At 67.7% G+C, this 16,740-nt stretch carries 14 protein-coding genes; 6 read left to right on the forward strand and 8 right to left on the reverse strand.

The annotated features are described in order from the left end of the window. Positions 1-99: 99 nt before the first annotated feature. Both ACGRVM_RS10435 and ACGRVM_RS10440 read right to left on the reverse strand, forming a co-directional pair. Complete coding sequence (locus ACGRVM_RS10435; protein WP_377170139.1) at positions 100-885, reverse strand: SseB family protein; 786 nt, start codon at positions 883-885, stop codon at positions 100-102. After that, positions 878-1,480 carry a uracil-DNA glycosylase family protein gene (locus ACGRVM_RS10440; protein WP_377170137.1) on the reverse strand — a complete coding sequence of 201 codons (603 nt, stop codon included), beginning with the start codon at positions 1,478-1,480 and terminating at the stop codon, positions 878-880. Before ACGRVM_RS10440 ends, ACGRVM_RS10435 begins: the two co-directional genes overlap by 8 nt. Before the next feature lie 243 nt (positions 1,481-1,723). On the opposite strand from ACGRVM_RS10440, the gene ACGRVM_RS10445 reads away from it, so the two are divergent. The 4 genes from ACGRVM_RS10445 to ACGRVM_RS10460 all read left to right on the forward strand — a co-directional run bounded on the left by ACGRVM_RS10445 (position 1,724) and on the right by ACGRVM_RS10460 (position 7,151). Further along, positions 1,724-2,383, forward strand: a complete 660-nt coding sequence (locus ACGRVM_RS10445; RefSeq protein WP_377170135.1) for an ABC transporter ATP-binding protein — start codon at positions 1,724-1,726, stop codon at positions 2,381-2,383. Beyond that, on the forward strand, positions 2,361-3,998 hold the full coding sequence (locus tag ACGRVM_RS10450; protein ID WP_377170133.1) for a capsule biosynthesis protein: 1,638 nt from the start codon (positions 2,361-2,363) through the stop codon (positions 3,996-3,998). The genes ACGRVM_RS10445 and ACGRVM_RS10450 overlap by 23 nt, the downstream gene beginning before the upstream one ends. 36 nt (positions 3,999-4,034) lie before the next feature. Continuing rightward, positions 4,035-5,528 carry a phosphomannomutase/phosphoglucomutase gene (locus ACGRVM_RS10455; protein WP_377170131.1) on the forward strand — a complete coding sequence of 498 codons (1,494 nt, stop codon included), beginning with the start codon at positions 4,035-4,037 and terminating at the stop codon, positions 5,526-5,528. An 84-nt stretch (positions 5,529-5,612) separates the two neighbouring features. Continuing rightward, the gene (locus tag ACGRVM_RS10460) at positions 5,613-7,151 is read left to right on the forward strand and encodes an AAA family ATPase (protein WP_377170129.1); all 1,539 of its coding nucleotides are present in this window, start codon (positions 5,613-5,615) and stop codon (positions 7,149-7,151) included. On the opposite strand, the gene ACGRVM_RS10465 is transcribed toward ACGRVM_RS10460, so the two are convergent. The 4 genes from ACGRVM_RS10465 to ACGRVM_RS10480 are packed head-to-tail and all read right to left on the reverse strand — an operon-like array spanning position 7,148 to position 10,964. Next, positions 7,148-8,053: an alpha/beta fold hydrolase gene (locus ACGRVM_RS10465; protein ID WP_377170127.1), complete on the reverse strand. Its 906-nt coding sequence runs from the start codon at positions 8,051-8,053 to the stop codon at positions 7,148-7,150. The two genes, ACGRVM_RS10460 and ACGRVM_RS10465, sit on opposite strands and share 4 nt — an antisense overlap. Before the next feature lie 10 nt (positions 8,054-8,063). Next, positions 8,064-9,086 carry a TRAP transporter substrate-binding protein gene (locus ACGRVM_RS10470; RefSeq protein WP_377170125.1) on the reverse strand — a complete coding sequence of 341 codons (1,023 nt, stop codon included), beginning with the start codon at positions 9,084-9,086 and terminating at the stop codon, positions 8,064-8,066. A gap of 25 nt (positions 9,087-9,111) precedes the next feature. Then, positions 9,112-10,431: a TRAP transporter large permease gene (locus tag ACGRVM_RS10475; RefSeq protein WP_377170123.1), complete on the reverse strand. Its 1,320-nt coding sequence runs from the start codon at positions 10,429-10,431 to the stop codon at positions 9,112-9,114. Then, positions 10,428-10,964: a TRAP transporter small permease subunit gene (locus ACGRVM_RS10480; protein ID WP_377170121.1), complete on the reverse strand. Its 537-nt coding sequence runs from the start codon at positions 10,962-10,964 to the stop codon at positions 10,428-10,430. Before ACGRVM_RS10480 ends, ACGRVM_RS10475 begins: the two co-directional genes overlap by 4 nt. Before the next feature lie 100 nt (positions 10,965-11,064). Between ACGRVM_RS10480 and ACGRVM_RS10485 the strand changes: the two genes are divergently transcribed. Both ACGRVM_RS10485 and ACGRVM_RS10490 read left to right on the forward strand, forming a co-directional pair. Continuing rightward, positions 11,065-11,550: a MarR family winged helix-turn-helix transcriptional regulator gene (locus ACGRVM_RS10485; protein WP_377170119.1), complete on the forward strand. Its 486-nt coding sequence runs from the start codon at positions 11,065-11,067 to the stop codon at positions 11,548-11,550. After that, positions 11,543-12,421, forward strand: coding sequence for an isocitrate lyase/PEP mutase family protein (locus ACGRVM_RS10490; protein ID WP_377170117.1), 879 nt, complete (start codon positions 11,543-11,545; stop codon positions 12,419-12,421). The genes ACGRVM_RS10485 and ACGRVM_RS10490 overlap by 8 nt, the downstream gene beginning before the upstream one ends. Positions 12,422-12,436: 15 nt before the next feature. Here ACGRVM_RS10490 and ACGRVM_RS10495 read toward each other — a convergent pair whose 3' ends face one another. Together ACGRVM_RS10495 and ACGRVM_RS10500 are read right to left on the reverse strand one after the other, a co-directional pair. Further along, positions 12,437-15,505, reverse strand: a complete 3,069-nt coding sequence (locus ACGRVM_RS10495; RefSeq protein WP_377170115.1) for an efflux RND transporter permease subunit — start codon at positions 15,503-15,505, stop codon at positions 12,437-12,439. A gap of 9 nt (positions 15,506-15,514) precedes the next feature. Continuing rightward, on the reverse strand, positions 15,515-16,732 hold the full coding sequence (locus tag ACGRVM_RS10500; protein WP_377170113.1) for an efflux RND transporter periplasmic adaptor subunit: 1,218 nt from the start codon (positions 16,730-16,732) through the stop codon (positions 15,515-15,517). Positions 16,733-16,740: the final 8 nt, after the last annotated feature.

Raw genomic sequence — 16,740 nt, forward strand, 5'->3', positions numbered from 1 at the left:
CTCTGCTCATGCGGCTGCGCGACGATGGCAAAGCGCCAGCCCGCCGGGACGGGCAGGCGCTCGTCCGGCGCCTTCGGCGCTATTCGGACGAATTGGTTCTCACTTCAACCGAGGCGGGCGCGACGGGTCCGAGCCGGGCGCCGCGCGCTCGAGGGGCGCCGAGGGACGCGGCAGATCAAAGCGCAGCCCGACTTTTTCGAGCCTCTGGGCCAAGGCGCCTCCGGCCTCGGCGAAGCCCACATCGAGCGCGCCCGCTTCGATGCCCGAGAAGGTCAGCGCCTCGGACACCGCCCGCGTCAGCGCGCCTTCGGCACCCGGCGCCGTGCCGATGAACATCAGAACATGGCCCTTCGCGCCGCCCGCATAGCGTGCTCCGGCAAGGCAGGCATGGCTTGCCAGCCCTTCGGCCCGCGCCAGCTTGGCGTCGAGCGCGCTCAGCAGAGCCTGCGGCACGCCCTCGGGGGCGCTGACGGCTTCGGGGCGGGCGTTCGCTTCGGCCCCGCCGCCCTGCCCCAGCGTCTCGGCCAGCCATCCCAGCGCCTCGGGCGGCAGCAGGATCGACGAGGGCGCCGCATCGAGATTGAGCCCGAGCCCTGCGCCCGCCTCGGCGAGCATCCCCGAGAGCGTGCGGCCCGGCAGCATGGCATAGGGAGCCGCCCCACCCGCGAACCCCGCCAAACGGTCTTCGGTGTCGAAGCCGAGCGCGTAAGCGACGCCCTCCAGATCGAAGGTGCGGGGCGTGACGTGATCGCCCTCCGGCTCCTCCGTCAGCAGCACGAAAAGCTGCGTATCGGCAAGGCAGTGATAGAAGGCGAGACGCGGCGCGCCGTCGTCCTCGGCGGCCTCCATCGCCGCATGGGCGCGGTCGAGCGCGGTCTCAGTCATCGGTCAGCACCTCTTTCACTCGGGCCCGCAGCGCGGGCAGGACCTCGGCCTCGAACCACGGGTTCCTCTTCAGCCATCCCGTACTGCGCCACGAGGGATGCGGCAACGGGAATATCTCCGGCGCATGGCTGCGCCACTCGGCCACGCGCTGCGTGAGCGGCGCGCGCGCGCCCAGATGGTAGTGCTGCGCATGCGCGCCGACCAGCACCCTGAGCCGGATACCCGGCAGCGCCGCCATCACCGCGTCATGCCATGTCGCCCGGCAGATCGGGGGCGGCGGCAGATCGGCGCCGCGCGCGTCATAGCCCGGAAAGCAGAAAGCCATGGGCACGATCGCCACGCGGGCCGTGTCGTAGAAGGCCTCGCGCTCCAGCGCGAGCCAGTCCCGCAGCCGCGCGCCCGAGGCGTCATCGAAGGGCACGCCCGAGGCATGAACACGCGCGCCGGGCGCCTGCCCGGCGATCAGGATCCGCGCGCCGGGCCGAAACCACGCGACGGGGCGCGGCTCATGGCCCGTCGCGGTGGCGCGGAAGCGCTCCGCGCAGATCCGGCAGGCCCGAATTCGCTCGGCAAGAAGGGCGGCGTCATCGCTCATGTCCGCGCAGATAGGCCGCGCGGCGTCCGGATTCCACCGCACGGGGCGCCGCAAAGCCCCGCAATTGTTTCCGATACCGAACAAAAAATGGATTTTCCTGACGACATTTTTGCAGATAGGGCATAATTCTGCCTTGAATGCCTGTATAGGTAAGAAGCGGCCCGCCAGACGGGTGCTGGCCGATGCGCCACAGTCAAAGCCCCGCGGCAAGAGGGCGACCCAAGCAGTTTCTCGGAGCGCCGGATGCTCGAATTCGACAATGTCAGCAAGTCCTTCTGGACCGGCACACAGCGAAAGGTGATCCTCGAAAAGGTCAGCTTCCGCGTGGAGCTTGGCCGGTCCATGGGCGTTCTGGCACCGAACGGCACGGGCAAGACGACACTCATCAACATGATGGCCGGCCTCGAGAAACCGGACGAGGGCGAGATCCGGCGCGGCTGCCGCATCAGTTTTCCGCTCGGTTTCATGGGCGGGGTCATCTCCAAGATCTCGGCGATGGAGAACAGCCGCTATATCGCCCGGCTCTACGGGCTCGATCCCGATTACGTCGAGGCGTTCTGCCGCTGGATGTGCAATCTCGGCGAATATTTCGACCAGCCGCTGGGCACCTACAGCGCGGGCATGAAATCACGATTCACCTTCGCGCTCATGTTGGCTCTGGACTTCGACATCTACCTGATCGACGAAGGCATGCCCTCGTCCACGGATGTCGAGTTCAACCGCAAGGCGGGCGAGATCCTGCGCGAAAGGCTGGCGACGACCACGGTGGTGATCGTCTCGCACCAGCCCGCCGTGCTCGAGAAATTCGCAACCTCCGCTGCCGTTCTCATGGGCGGGCAGCTTTACATGTTCGACACCTTGGAAGAGGCCAAACAGCTTTATGACTACGAAACCCAAGGCTAGAAAATTCCGCATCCGCCGGACGACGCCCACCGAAGGCGACGCCCCGCAGGACATGCGCCAGGCGGAGACCGCCGCGTCCCGCGAGCCTGAGGGTGAGGCCCGCCGCGAGGCCCCGCGCGAGGGCCAGATTTCGAGCGCGCGCGAGATGGACGGCGCCACCAGCATCGACGAGATCCGCCGCGAGGGCCTGACCGGCCGCCAGTTGCGCATGGCCCGCCGGGTCGCGCAAAAGCACGGCCTCGCCCCGACATCGGATTTCGACGCCGTGCGCCTCTTGCGCGAGCGCGGGATCGACCCGTTCCAGCGCTCGAGCATTCTCGAGCTGGTGGCCAACGACCGCAACGAAGGCGATATCGGCGATCTGGTGCCCGCCAAGGGCACCGCGATGGAAGGCCAGCGCGTGCAGCTTCCGCAGACGATGCCCGCGCAGACCAACCTGCCCTCGACCCACCTGAGCCCTTCCGAACGGCGCAGCGACGAGATCACGCGCATCCAGCGCGACATCGGCAAACGGCGGCGCCGCAAGCTCCTGCTGCTGCTGACGCGGCTTGCCGCCTTCGTCTTCCTGCCGACGCTGCTCGCGGGGTATTACTATTACGCGGTCGCGACGCCCATGTATTCGACCAAGTCCGAATTCCTGATCCTGTCGAATGACGGCGGCGGGGGCGGAGGCGGTCTCGGCGGGTTCAAGCTGCCCAGCCAGTTCGCGACCGGACAGGACGCGATCGCCACGCAATCCTACCTTCTGTCCAAGGACGCGATGCTGCGGCTCGACCGCGATGTCGGCTTCCGCGAGCATTTCAGCCAGCCCTGGATCGACCCGATCCAGCGCCTCGATGCCGATGCCAGCAACGAGGAAGCCTACAAGCTCTACAAGAAATACGTGAAGATCGGCTATGATCCGACCGAGGGCGTTCTGCGCATGGAGGTCTCGACCGCCGATCCCGCAATCAGCGCCGAATTCTCCGAAAAGCTCATCGCCTATGCCGAGGAGCGCGTCGATGACCTCTCCAAACGAAAGCGCGAGGATGCGCTCGCCTCGTCCGTCGAAAGCCTAGAGCAGGCCAAGGAGGACCGCCGCGAGGCCCAGCGCCAGCTTGTCGCGCTTCAGGAGGGCACGGTTCTCGATCCCGAGGGCGAGATCGCGAATATCCGCCAGCTTATCGGCAATGTCGAATTGCAGCTGCAGGAAAAGCAGCTCGCCCTGAACACGCAGCTCAACAACGCGCGGCCCAATCAGGCCCGTGTCGAGGCGCTGACCAGCGAGATCGAAGTGCTGAAGCGCGAGCAGGAAAAGCAGCGCGCGCGCCTGACCGACGCGACCGAGGAGAACGCCTCGCTCGCCTCGCAGACCGCCGATATCCAGATGGCGCAGGCCGACCTGATGACCGCCGACATGGTGCTTCAGGGCGCGCTCGAAGCCCAGCGGATGAGCGCGAGCGAGGCGAACAAGCAGGTGCGCTATCTCACCGTCAGCGTGCGCCCGGTGGCATCTCAGGACGCCTCCTATCCGCGCGCCTTCGAGAACACGATCCTCGCCTTCCTCGTCTTCGCGGGCATCTACCTCATGATCTCGCTCACCGCGTCGATCCTGCGCGAGCAGGTCTCGTCCTGACGCGGCGCCAGACCTTCACAGAAAGACACAGCCTCGATGATTCCAGCCAGCACCGTCACCCCCAACACATGGGAATTCCTGCGCGACGCGATGATCGCCCCGACCGGCTTTCGTGAATACGACGCGCGCTGGAAATACCCCGAGGAGATCAACCTCCCCGGCATGACAGCGCTCGGCCTCGGGCTCGGCACGCAGATGCATCTTCGCGGGATCGCGCCGGTGATCGCGGTGGGCAACGACTATCGCGACTATTCGCTCAGCATCAAGAACGCGCTGATGCTGGGTCTGATGCAGGCCGGGATCAAGGTTCTGGATATCGGCCCCGCGCTCAGCCCGATGGCCTATTTCGCGCAGTTCCATCTGGATGCGCCCGCCGTCGCCATGGTCACGGCCTCGCATAATCCGAACGGCTGGACCGGCGTCAAAATGGGCTTCGAGCGGCCGCTGACCCACGGCCCGGAGGAGATGGCCGAGCTGAAATCCATCGTGCTCGAAGGGCGCGGACAGCCCCGGCCCGGCGGCGCCTACGAATTCGCGCCCGGCGTGCGCGAGGCCTATCTCGACGATCTGGTCGGCGATTTCCGCATGAGCCGCCCGCTCAAGGTGGTCTGCGCCACGGGGAACGGCACCGCCTCGGCCTTCGCGCCCGAGCTTTTCGCGCGGATGGGCGTCGAGGTCGTGCCCTCGCATAACGAGCTCGACTACACCTTCCCGCATTACAATCCGAACCCCGAGGCGATGGAGATGCTGCACGACATGGCCGATGCCGTGCGCGCGTCCGGCGCCGATTTCGCGCTCGGCTTCGACGGGGACGGCGACCGCTGCGGCGTTGTCGACAACGAGGGCGAGGAGATTTTCGCCGACAAGATGGGCGTCATCATGGCCCGCGATTTCGCGCGGCTCCATCCCGGCAGCACCTTCGTCGCGGATGTGAAATCCACCGGGCTCTTCGCATCGGACCCCGAACTCCTGGCGCATGGCGCCAAGTCCGATTACTGGAAGACCGGCCACAGCCACATGAAGCGCCGCGTCAAGGAACTCGGCGCGCTCGCGGGGTTCGAGAAATCGGGCCACTACTTCCTCGCCGAGCCCGTCGGGCGCGGTTACGATTGCGGCCTGCGCGTCGCGGTCGAGATCTGCAAGCTGATGGACCGCAACCCCGAGAAATCCATGGCCGATCTGCGCCGCGCCCTGCCGATGACTTGGGCGACGCCCACCATGTCGCCCTATTGCGCGGACCTCGAGAAATACGAGGTGCTGGAGCGCCTCGTGGCCAAGCTGGTCGCGCAGCATGAGGCCAATATGCCGCTGGCGGGCCGCAAGATCGCGCAGGTCGTCACCGTGAACGGCGCGCGCGTCATTCTGGACAATGGAAGCTGGGGCCTCGTGCGCGCCTCGTCCAACACGCCCAACCTCGTGGTCGTTTGCGAAAGCAGCGAAAGCGAGGCCGAAATGCGCGCGATTTTCGCCGATATCGATGCCGTGATCCGCACCGAGCCTTCGGTCGGGGAGTATGACCAGACGATCTGACGCATGGTGAGGGGCGCGTTCGGCGCCCCTTTCTCCGGCCCCTTTCTCTGGCCCCCGCCGCAGCGCCGCTATAGGGTCGCGCGCATGACCGAATTGCCCCAGACCACCGTCACCTATTCCGCCGATCAGGCCGAGGCGCATGACCGCATCAGCGAAGCCTTGCGCGCCGCCGGTGTGGATCTCGAGAACGGCACGACGACGCCCCCGCGCGAAGGCAAGGAGAGCGTCATGGCCGTGATCGGCAAGGCTGGATCGGGCAAGACGCTGCTTTTGGCCGCGCTCTACCGCGCGCTCGAGGAGGCGGGCGTCGATATCGTCTCGGGCGATTACGAGGGCAAGAAACGCAAGGACCGCCGCACGCTGGCCATCCTAGCGCCGACCAATAAGGCGGCGAGCGTGCTGCGGATGCGCGGCGTGCCCGCCACGACGATCCACCGCATCCTCTACACGCCCGTCTATGACCCCGAATACGAGAAGATCGCCGAATGGCTGGCCGGCAATGGCGAGCGCCCCGAGATAGAGGACATGCCCGAAACCGCGCTCGACCGCGCGCATGCCTTCTACCAGACGAACAAGTCGATCCCCGGCGCGCTGGCCGCCGCGGGCCTCAAGGGCAGCGATTTCATCACCGGATGGAAGCGCCGCGAGGAGCCTCTGGACATCGGCTTCATCGACGAGGCGTCGATGCTGGATACGCGGCAGATGGAGGATCTCAAGGAGATTTTCCCGACCCTCCTGCTTTTCGGCGATCCGGCACAGCTGGCGCCCGTCAACAGCAGCGGCGGCATGGTCTTCGAGGCGCTGCCCGAGACATCGAAGCTCGAGCTGCACCGCATTCACCGGCAGGACGCGGACAATCCAATTCTGGACCTCGCCCACGCGCTGGCTGATCCCGCGCTGGAATTCCATCATTTCGAGCGCATGATCGAGGAGGCGGCCCAGCGCGACGACCGGGTGAGATGGGCGCAGCGCGTCGAGGTCGATCTGATGGCGCGCAGCCCCGTTCTGGTCTGGCGGAACGTCACGCGGATCAAGCTGATCAATGCCTTCCGCTCCGTCCACGGCGCGCCGCTCGACGCGCTCCTCGAAGGTGAGCCGCTCATTTGCGACGGGATCGAACTGCCGCTCAAGCATCGCAAGAAGCGGCTCGATCTGGAGGCGCGGGGCCTCATCAAGGGCGCGCAGGTGATTTATCTGGGGCCGGGCCGCCGCCCCGGTTTCTCGCGCCTGCATGTGATGGGCGCCGAAGACCCGCAGCTGAGCGCGGCGAGCATCGTCAAGATCGAGAAGCCGGACGAGGAAGAGCCGTTCATTCCCTTCGCCGCCAATATGGGCGCGACCTTTCTGCATGGCGCGGCGGTCACGATCCACAAGGCGCAAGGCTCGCAGTGGAAGGACGTGCAGGTCTTCGCGCCCGATCTCTACGCCGCCGCCCGCATGGGCCGCAGCGAGGCGGGCCAGCCGCTCTGGAAACGCCTCGCCTATGTGGCGATCACCCGCGCCGAAGAGCGTCTGCACTGGGTCGTGCGCAATCGCCTCTCGAAGCCCGAAGAGCCGCTACGCGTCGACGATCTGCGCACCGGCCCCGTGCCGCTGACGCTCGAGGCCGAAAGCGACGGCTAGTCGCGCAGCCGTGCCAGTATCGCCTCCAGAACCGCGTCCGAATGGCGGTCCATCATCAGCATGTGCGAGCCGCCCGGCGCCACCTCGCGCGCCGTGTCGATGAGGCACGCGCCGGGCATCGCATCCGCCAGCGCCGCCCACCGCGCCGCGCGGGCCTGCCAGTCGGGCGAGGCAGCCAGATGATCGCCCTGCACGAGGATCGGCGGGCAGGTGGCGAGCGCGCCCGGATCGCTCGGGAAGGCCGACGGCTCGACCGCGACCAGCCCCGCCACCAGATCGGGGCGCGTGGCGGCGGCGTCGAAGGCGGTTTCCGAGCCTTGGGAATGGCAGATCAGGACGGCTGGGCCCACGCGCTCCATCACCGCCGAAAGAGCCGCGAGATGCACCGGCGCCGTGCCAAGCCAGCGCGGCACGAAACGCCGCGCGAACGCCTCGAGCGCGTCGACGGGGAACTGCTGCCCGAGATGGCCCGCGCGGGCCGCGAACCCCTCGGGCGGGCCGAAGCGAAAGAGGCTCCACGCCTCCTCCATGCTGCGCAAGAGCGGCGCGCTCGGCATGTGACCGGGCGCGAAGCCGGCGCGGCCCCGCTCGGGCAGATCGACGACATGCACCGCGCGGCCCGCATCCAGCAGGCGGTGCAGCCAGCCGGGTCGGCCATCGGGCGTCGTCTCCCAGCAGCTTCCGGCCATGCCGCCGCCATGCACCAGCACCACGGGCGAACCCTGCGCGGCGCTCGGCACAAAATACTGCACATAGGCCGCATGGACCGCGAAATGGCCGCGCGGGTCATAGCGGTAGCTCGCATCGCGCGTGAAGGCGATGTCGCGCGGCGCGCCCTCGCGCACCCGCGCGACGTTGCCGCCCGCCCAGTAGCTGCCGAAATCGCTGAGGCTGTAGGCCATCCCTGCCCCGTCAATCGAGCCGGTTCAAATCCTGATACTCGTCATAAGCCGCGCTGAAGCTGCGATAGCTCTCCATCACGCGGGCGAACATCGGATCGGCCTCGGACTGCTCGGCATAGACCTCCTTGGTCGCGGTGCGCAGCGCCTCGATCACCTCATCCGGAAAACGGCGCACCTCGACGCCATTCTTGCGGAACGCATCGAGATATTCTTGCTGCCCCACGACGGCTGTGCCGATGGTCCAGAGGTTCAAATCCATGCAGGCCGTCTCGATCGCCGCGCGGTGCTGATCCGGCAGGCTGTCCCACATGTCCTTGTTCATGTAGAACTCGATGAAGCCCGAGGGCTGATGCCAGCCGGGGAAATAGTAATTCTTGGCCACCTTGTCGAAGCCCAGCAGCCGGTCGACCATCGGAAAGCTGAGCTCGGTCGCGTCGAGCCGCCCGGTCTCCAGCGCGGTCGAAATCTCGCCCGCCGGCAGGCTCATCGCGTTGGCGCCCAGCTTGGACAGGATCGCGCCGCCGAGACCCCCGATGCGGATGTTGAGGCCCTGCAGATCCTCGACCGTGTCGATCTCGCGCGTATACCAGCCGCCCGCTTCCGAGATGATGACACCGCAGGGCATCGGCACCACGTTGAAGGGCGCGTAGATCTCGCGCCAAAGCTCGAGCCCGCCGCCGTGATTGACCCATGAGACATATTTGATCGCGTCCGGCCCGAAGGGCATCGAGCCGAAAAGCGCCGCGGCGGGCGCTTTGCCCGCGGCATAGGCCGCATAGCTCATGCCCGCCGGAATTGCGCCCGCGCCCACATTGTCGAAGATCTCGAAGGCGGGCGAGAGCTCGCCATCGCCCAGATGGATGAAGTTGACCTCGCCATTGGTGAGCGTCGAGACAGTCTCGGCGAAACGGTCGATGCCCGGGCCGAGCACGGGCAATTGCTTGGCGAAAGCCGATTGCAGATTGTAGTCCTCGGCCTGCGCGGATGCGGCGCCGAGAGCGGCGAGCGCCGCTGCGATGATATGCGTCTTCATGTCCATTCCTCCCAGAATTCGCCCCTCATACGAGGCCCGTGATCAGCCATGGAAACGCCATCAGCAGCCCCAGGGCGATGAGTTGCAGCGCGATGAACGGGATCACACCGCGATAGATTTCGGTCGTCGCAACCTGTCCCCTGGCCGCGCCGCGCAGGTAGAAGAGCGCAAAGCCGAAAGGCGGCGTCAGGAAGCTCGTCTGCAGGTTCACCGCGACGAGAATGCCGAACCAGATCAGCAGCGCCTGCCCCGAGAGACCGTTGCCGAACTCGAGCCCCGAGATGACCGGCGCGAAGATGGGGATCAGGATCAGCGTGATCTCGAGCCAGTCGAGCACGAAGCCCAGAACGAAGATAGCACCCATGACGACCAGAAGGATCGTCCACGGGTTGTCGCCGAAGAGGCCGAGGCCGCTGCGGATCATCGCATCGCCGCCCACGCCCTTGAAGACCGCCGAAAAGCAGGTCGCGCCCACGATCACCATCAGCACGACCGAGGTGGCCAGCACCGTCTCGCGCGCCGCGTCCATGATGACGCCCGCATCGAAGCGGCGGTAGAGCACGGTGACGAGGATCGCGCCCAGCGCGCCCAGCCCGCTCGCCTCGGTCGGGGTGGCGAGGCCCGCGATGATCGAGCCGAGCACCGCGATGACGAGCAGCAGCAGCGGCGCCACGTCGATAAGCGTGCGGCCCAGCCCCAGAAGGAGGCCCGCCGCCGGGCCGCGCGGCGCGCGCGGCAATCCGCGCGCGCGCCAGACGATGTAGGCGCCATAGAGTGCGACGAGCACGAGGCTCGGACCGATGGCGCCCGCGAACATGTCCGGCACCGGCGTCTGGAGCTGATCGCCGAGGATGATGAGCATGACCGAGGGCGGCATGAGGATGGCGAGCGTGCCGCTTGCCGCGATGAGGCCGGCAGATGTCGGCCGGTCATAGCCTGCCTCGGTCATGCGCGGCAGCGCCAGCAACGCCAGCAAAACGACGCTCGCCCCCACCACGCCCGAAGAGGCGGCCAGAAGGACGCCGATCACCAGAACGGCGATCCCCATGCCCGCCGCCGTGCCGCCGAGTGCCCGCTGCGCCCCCTTCAGCGCGCGCTCCGCCACGCCGGATTTCTCGAGGATGAGGCCCATGAAGATGAACATCGGGATCGCGACCAGCAGCCAGTTGGTCAGCACATTCGCGTAGATGCGGCTGACGATGAGATTGAAGAAGGCGGTCGGCAGGCCCGAGAGGAGGATGAAGAGCGCCGACGCGCCCGCCAGCACGAACGCCACGCGGTAGCCTGCGAGAATGCCGCCCAGCGTCAGCGCGGCCATGGCGAGCGGCAGGGCCAGATCGCTCATCCGCGCACCAGCGCGCGCATGAGGCGGACGCTCTCGATCAGCGCCGCCAGCGCGACGAGGCCGAGGCCGAGCGGCAGCACCGCCTTGATGAGCCACAGATCGTTCAGCCCCCCGCTGGCCGAGCCCTCGCCCGAGCGCCAGGAACGATGCCAGAAATCGAAGGCGCCGGGGATCGCCATCACGAAGAAGGGCGCTGCGAAAACGATGTTCCCGCCCAGATCCAGCGCGTGGCGCGCGCGGGGCGGGTAACGGTCATAGAGGAAATCGACACGCACATGCCCGTCGCGCAGCCACACGATACCGGCGGGCAAGAGCGCGATGACAGCCAGAAGATGCCATTGCAGATCGAGCAGCGAATTGAGCGTCACCGCCTGCCCGAGCCACGGCAGAGCGCGCTCGAAGCGGACCAGAGGATTGATGTCGAAAAGGCTCGCCACGACCTGCACGGCGATCGCGCCCATCAGCACGATGAGCAGCGCGGCAAAGCCGTTCAGCACGCCGCGCTCGAGCCGCGCGTATCGCCCTTGGGTCATGATCTCCTCCCGTGCCGCCGGCTCTTTCGGCCGCTCGCGAGAAAAGCCTAGCAATAACTTGCTCCATATGGAACGATTATCGTCACGACCCGGAGCGCCCATGAAACTCATCGACATTCTCGACGGCACGCCGCTGCCCATCGGCTATCGCATCGCCTTTCTGACCGCCTTCTTCCGCGAGCCGCTGCTGCGCCGTATCGAACGCGATCACGGGCTGATCCGTCCCGAATGGACGGTGCTCGTCTGCCTCGCCTTTCGCAGCGGGCTGAACGCGCGCGACATCTGCGAAGTGACCGAGCAGCCGTCCAATTCGGTCAGCCGGGGGGTGTCGTCGCTTCTGGCCAAGGGTCTCATTGCGCGCCGGCCCGATCCCGAAGACGCGCGCCGCAGCCTGCTGAGCCTGACCCATGCCGGGCGCGCGGCGCATGATGCGGGCATGGCCCTTTTCCGGCAGGCCGAGGATGCGATGACCGCGAGCCTCGATCCTGCCGAGCGAACGATGCTGATCCGCCTTCTGGACAAGATGGCGCGCGACGTGCCGCGCTGGAAAACCTGCCCACCCTACAACGAGGCGCCCCATGGCTGAGCCCCATCCCAATCCCGCCGCCGCGCGGCTGCGCACCCTTCTGGCGCGGCCCGGCCTCGTGATGATGCCCTGTTGCTTCGATGCGCTCTCGGCGCGTCTGATCGAACAGGCGGGATTCGAGCTGACGTTCCTGTCGGGCTTCGCCGCCTCGGCGAGCCGCATCGGCGCGCCCGATCTGGGGCTGATGAGCTATGGCGAGGTGCGCGATCAGGCGCGCAACGTTCTCGAGGGGATCGCGATCCCGATGATGGTGGATGGCGACACGGGCTATGGCAACGCGATGAACGTGATGCGCACGGTCGAGGGCTTCGCGCGCGCGGGCTGCGCTGGCGTCATGATCGAGGATCAGGTGGCGCCCAAGCGCTGCGGCCACACCCAAGGCAAGGCGGTGGTGGACCGCGAGGAAGCCTATGACCGCATCCGCGCCGCCATCGAGGCGCGCGGGCGCGCCGATATCGTCATCAAGGCCCGCACCGACGCGCGCCGCACCCATGGCCTTGCCGAAGCGATCCGCCGCGCGCAGACCTTCGCCGAACTCGGCGCCGAGATGATCTTCGTCGAGGAGCCGCTGAGCGAGGAGGAGATGCGCACCATCTGCGCCGAGGTGCCGGGCGCGCAGGTCGCCAACATGCTCGAAGGCGGCCAGACCCCCATCCTGCCCCCCGCCCGGCTCGAGGCGCTCGGCTTCAAGGTCGCGGCCTACCCGCTCGCCGCGCTCTCGGCCGCGATGCGGGGCATGGTGGCGACGCTCGAGGCGCTGCGCGAGGGGCGCGATCACACGCCCGGCCTCATGGATTTCGCGGACCTGCGCCAGCGGCTGGGCTTCGACGCCTATTACGAGGCGGAGACGCGATACGCGCGCAAGGAGTGATGGAGGCCGCTTCACTCACGCCTCGGCTCCTGCCCGCTCCGCCGCAGCGCAAGTGCGGAAGACCATCGAGTAGAGCACGGGCACCACGCCGAGGGTCAGGACGGTGCCGACGAGAAGGCCCGTCGCCATGACGGCGGCCATGCCGTAAAAGAGCGGATCGCGCGACAGGATGAGGGGCAGCAGGCCCAGAACGGTCGTCACCGTGGTCATGACGATGGGCCGCAGGCGCCGCACGCCCGCGCGGATGATTGCGGCATCCCCGTCATGCCCCTCGGCGCGCTCCAGATCGATCCTGTCGATCAGCACGATGGCGTTGTTGAGGATGATCCCCGCGAGGCTCAGCAGGCCCAGGATGGGCATGAAGCCGAACGGCGCGGAGAAGATGCGCAGCCCCAGCGCCACGCCCACCACGATGAGCGGGACGGTCGCGAGGATGACGGCAGGGCGGCGCAGCGAGTTGAATTGCGCGATCAGCAGGATGACGATGATGGCGAGGCAGAGCGGCATGTTCGCCGCCAGCGCCGCGCGCCCCTCGCCCGATTGCACGAGAATGCCGTCGAATTCGATGCTGTGGCCCGGCGGCAGATCGGCGCGCAGCGCATCGAGCCGATCTGCGATGAGCGGGGCCATGTCCTCGGCGCCCATCTCGCTCGACCGACCCTGTACCGTGACGGTGCGCACCAGATTTTCGCGCTCGATCCGCGAGAAGCCGTTGACCAGCTCGATATCGGCCACCTGCATGAGCGGCACCGCCTCGCCGGAGGCGCTGAAGACCGACAGCGTGCGCATCCGGTCGAGATCGCCGCGCTCGCCTTCCATGCCGCGCGCGACGATCGGGATCACGTCGTCGCCCTCGCGAAATTCCGAGACGGGCCGGCCCGAGTAATAGGCCGACATGCTGCGCGCCACATCCGCCGAGGTGACGCCCGACGCCCGCGCGCGCGCCTGATCGACGCGGACCGACACGCGCGCGGTGCGGTTCTCCCAATCCTGCCGTATGTCGCGCGCGCCCGGCACCGTGGCGATGATCGCCTCGATCTCGCGCGCGGTGTCGTAGATGAAAGCGCGGTCCGGCCCCTTGATCTGCACCTCGAGGATCGAGCTGTCCGAGGGCCCGAGAAACATCGGCGTGACGCGCGCCTCGAACTGACTGAACCTGCCTTCGAGATGCGCGCGCAGCTCGCGCTTGGCGCGCTCGACATTGGCGGGCGCATCGACATTGACGACCATGACCGCGCGACTGGGCGCGGGATCGACCGGCGTGAGCGACAGAACGAAGCGCGGACCGCCGAAGCCCACATAGGTCGCCTGATCCTCGAGCCAGTCGAACCGCTCTTCGGTCAGGGTCGGCATCACCTCGCGCATCGCGGCATCGGTGGCGTTCGTCGTCACATCGGCAGGCAGATCGATATAGACGATGAGTTGCGCGCGGTCGCTGCCGGGAAAGAAGCTCTGCGGCGATGTGGCCACGCCCGCAACCCCGCCGACGAGGCAAAGCCCCATCGCGCCCAGCACCAGCGCCTTTCGCCGCAGCATCCAGCCGATGAGCCGCCCGTAGCCTTCGCCCAGCGGATCGAATGCCCGCTCGCGCAGGGGGCGGGGCGCCTCGGGATCGGGCCGCGCGGCGAACCGGTGCGACAGAATCGGGGTGACGGTCATGGCCAGAAGCCAGGAGATCGAGAGCGTGATGGCGATCACGACCGAGATCGAGCGGGTGTATTCGCCGGCCACATGCTCGGCCAGCATGAGCGGCAAAAAGACCAGAACCGTCGTCGCGGTGGAGCTGAGGAGGGGCAGCGACAGCTCCGAGCCGGTCTGGCGCAAGGCCTCGTCGCGGCTTGCCCCCTCGCCGAGACGGGTCTGGTAATCCTCGGCGACGACCACGCCCGCATCGACCAGAAGGCCGAGCGCGATCACCAGTGTCGCGAGGCTCATCCGCTCGAGCGGCAGCCCCAGGAACCCCATGACCGCCAACGTCGAGAGCATCACGATCGGCACGATCGCCCCCACGATCAGCCCGGTGCGCAGCCCGAGCAGCAGCACGACCACCGCCAGCACGATGCCGAGCGTCTGAAGCACGTTGATCGTGACGCCATAGACCGCCCGCTCGACCTGATCGGCCTGAAAGGTGACGGTGTCGATCTCGTAGCCGACCGGCAGGCCCGCCTCGATTTCGTCCAGCCGCTCGGCGATGCGCGGCCCGAACTCGAGCACGTTCGATCCCTCTTGCATCGCGATGGCGAAGATGATGGCGGGACGGCCCTGGTAATAGGCGGCCTGCGGCGGCGGATCGACCAGCGTGCGGCGCAGCTCGGCGATGTCGCGCAGCGGGATCGTCTCGCCCGCCTGCATCGGGATCAGCGTCTCGCCGATGGCTTCCAGATCGCGATAGTCGCCCGTCGGCTCGATGATGAGGCTGCGCGGGCCGAGGTCGATCTCGCCGCCGGGCCGGATGATGTTCTGGTTGCGCAGCGCGCCCGCGATGGCCTCGGTCCCGATCCCGAGCGAGGCCAGCTTGGCCGTGCGCGTCTCGACATAGATCCGCTCGGGCTGGCGCCCGAGGATATCCACGCTTTTCGTCCCCGGCACCGCATAGAGCCGGTCGCGCACGTGGCTTGCCATGTCCCCGAGCTGGGCCAGCGAATGATCCGGCGAGCGCAGCGCCGCCGTCACCACGGCCACGTCGCCGAAATCGTCGGTCACCACCGGGGGCTGCGTGCCTTCGGGCAGGCTTGCCGCGGCCAGATCGACCTCGGCGCGCAGATCGTCCCAAATCTGGTCGAGATCGAAATATCGGTCATGGACCTCGACATGGATGATCGAATTGCCAGCGGTGGAGGACGAGCGGATTTCCTCGACCTGCGGCAAGGTGCGGATCGCGCGTTCGAGCGGCTTGGTCACCAGCTCCTCCATTCGCTCGGGCGAGAGGCCCGGATAGCGCGTGCTGACGAGCGCCTCGCGGATCGTGATCGCGGGGTCCTCCTGGGCGGGCAGCGTGAAATAGCTGTAGGTCCCGAAGCCCATAAGAATGGCGACGATGGCGAAGACGAGACGCTGTGCGCGAAAGGCGAGACGGGTCAGCATGGCGGGCACTCAGCGGTCATAGCGGGCGACCCCCTGCCCGATCAGGGTGACCTCCATCCCGCCGCGCAGGAACGGCAGCCCCGCCGTCGCGACGATATCGCCCGCGTCGATGCCTTCGGAGATGAGGGCCATCTCGCCCTCGACACCGCCGAGCGTGACCGGCTGTCGGCGCAGCGTTCCGGCTTCGGGCTGAAAAACGAAGACCGCCCGCGCTGCGCCGTCCTCGACCGCGATGGAGGCGAGCGGCACCCCCACATGTCCCGCCCGCGCGCTATCCGCATCGAGCCGCAAGGCCACCTCGGCGGCCATCCCGGCCCGCAGACCGGCGGGCGCATCGCTGACGGCGAGCACGATGGGAAACCCGCTGCGCCGCGTCGCGCGCGAGCCGATCTCGATCAATGCGGCGTCGAGCATCTCGCCCGACCCATCGAGAAGCGCCGCCTCATGCTGCGTGCCCAAGGCGATGCGCGATATGACGGTCCCCGGCACCGTCACCTCGATCTCGAAACCGCTGGCGCTGCTCTGAACCTCGAAGGCAGGCTCGCCGGGGCGATAAAGCTGCGCGGGTTCGATGAGGCGCGCCGCGATCTGACCATCATAGGGCGCGATCAGTTCGGCATCCTCCAGCCGCTCGCGCGCATCGGCCACCCGTGCTTGGGCGACGGCCAGACGGCTTTTGGCGCTGTCGGCGGCGGCACGGGCACGGTCGCGCGCGGCGGCCGAGACCACGTCGCGCTCGAACAGCGTGCTTTGCCTGCGATATTCGAGCGCGGCCTCAACATTCATCGCCTCGGCCTCGATCAGCGCCGCGCGCGCCTGATCGAGCGCGATTTGAAGCGACGTCGTTTCGAGCGTGGCGAGCACATCTCCCTTGGCGAAGCTGTCGCCGATCTCCGCCGCGACGCGTGCCACGCGCCCGTCCACCTCGAAGCCGAGCGGCGCACGGTCCGCCGCCCGCACCGTGCCGGTCAGCCGGCGCACCGGCGAGTCGGTGAAGGGCACCGCCTCGGCCCAGTCGATGGGGCGCACCGGCCCTCGCGCCTCGGTCGGCGCGGATGCCGCATCACCGCCGCTGCCTGAAAGAACGCCTGCGACGCGAAGACCGACTGCGACGAGGAGAAGCGCGCCGAGCGAGAGGCTGACCAGCCCGCGATACCGCAGGCGCATACGCACCCCGCCCCAAAGGAGCGCAAGCGCGGCGGCCGCGAGAGAGAGTTCGATGAGCATGTCGGGCG

It is taken from the genome of Roseovarius aquimarinus (genome assembly GCF_043661195.1).
GTDB classification, from domain to species: domain Bacteria; phylum Pseudomonadota; class Alphaproteobacteria; order Rhodobacterales; family Rhodobacteraceae; genus Roseovarius; species Roseovarius aquimarinus.